The organism is Palleronia sediminis (assembly GCF_004358695.1).
GTDB classification, from domain to species: Bacteria; Pseudomonadota; Alphaproteobacteria; order Rhodobacterales; family Rhodobacteraceae; genus Palleronia; species Palleronia sediminis.
Genome location: NZ_SNAA01000048.1, coordinates 1 through 1315, shown reverse-complemented (window position 1 = coordinate 1315; position 1315 = coordinate 1). Strand labels below are relative to the sequence as shown.

Genomic DNA, 1315 nt, shown 5'->3' with positions numbered 1-1315 from the left:
TTCGGCAGGCTCAAGGACTGGCGCCGGGTGGCCACGCGATACGACCGGTGTCCGAAGGTCTTCCTCTCGGCCATCGCTCTCGCCGCCACGGTCATCTACTGGCTATGAGTCCTGACCCTAGCAATGTGATACTTCTGTGGCGACGGAGACCACTATCCTACCGAAACTGTTAGATTTTTGTTGCTCCAGATAGTATTATTTTGAGAGTGCGGAGCGGCGAACATGAAACCGAAGCAAAGAATTTGGATCGCCACGAACATGGCGCGGCGAAAGGCATTGTAATGATTCCCGAGATTTCAGAGTTTAGCTATGGATTTGCATTGACCAACGAGATTGTTGGCTGGTTGCCTCTGTCCGCTGCCCCGGTCTTTCCAAGCCTCATTGAGGAAGGTAAAGAAAACGGCGGTTATGATGTCAAGCTAGATAAGCCTGGCGCGCCGCTGTATCTGCAATTCAAGCGTGCTGACTATATGACACGCTCAAGCGCTACTGAGATCAAGCACTATGGCTTACCGCTCTCACTGCCTTTCCACAGGTTTCCGATCACACAGCGAAAGAAGTCCTTTCAGCACACATCATTGGTGGAACTGGACGATGGAATAAACTTGGTGTTCTATGCCGCTCCGCGTTTCCACATGGCTTCGGAAATCAATGATGCGTGGCGAAGTGAGCAAGTTGCGGGGCGCTCAATCTTTGTCGCTCCTAGCATGATTGGGTTGATCCACGATGATGATAAACACCACGTCGCCTATGATGCTCACCATACCTATTTCTGTTCGGAGCCGAAGGAGATTTCTCCCCTTACTGCAAGTGCGTTAGGCGAGAAAATTCTTGAGCGCTTAGCCAGCGATAGCAGGCCAGTCCGAGAGCGATTGCCGGAGTGGCTAGGCAATATTCGAGAACGACGAACTCAAGCCCGCCAGACCCAGCAGAAGATAGTTGCTGAAATTGAGTCTGCCAGACGTGCAGCCAGGGCGTCGTCAGATGGCATTGACCTGTCCTATGTTTCCGTTCCTATCGGACGCACCGCGCTGAAGTCGGAAGAGCCGGAAACGTCAGCCCCGTCAGCACCGGATATAAGAGAAAGCAGAGCGCTCTCACCAGAGGAGCAGACCCTTAGAGCAATCAGTGACGAGGCGCTTCATGGCTTTGGCGCTCAACTCTTAGTAGTGCAGCCCAAGAATTAGGAGACGAACTAGGGTCAGGATTCATAACCAGAACATGACGGTTGCGGCGAGGGCGATGGCGGAGAGGAAGACCTTCGGGCATCTGTCGTAGCGGGTGGCGATGCGACGCCAGTCTTTCAACCTACCGA

The 1315-nt window shown here is 53.2% G+C and carries 1 protein-coding gene and 2 pseudogenes; 2 read left to right on the top strand and 1 reads right to left on the bottom strand.

The annotated features are described in order from the left end of the window. Both E2L08_RS16825 and E2L08_RS16820 read left to right on the top strand, forming a co-directional pair. Window positions 1-108 (top strand): annotated as a pseudogene (locus E2L08_RS16825) (IS5/IS1182 family transposase); the annotation flags it as partial. A 98-nt stretch (window positions 109-206) separates the two neighbouring features. Then, complete coding sequence (locus E2L08_RS16820) at window positions 207-1187, top strand: hypothetical protein (protein ID WP_168771194.1); 981 nt, start codon at window positions 207-209, stop codon at window positions 1185-1187. Between the two features lie 21 nt (window positions 1188-1208). Here E2L08_RS16820 and E2L08_RS16815 read toward each other — a convergent pair. Then, a pseudogene (locus E2L08_RS16815) lies at window positions 1209-1315 on the bottom strand (IS5/IS1182 family transposase); the annotation flags it as partial.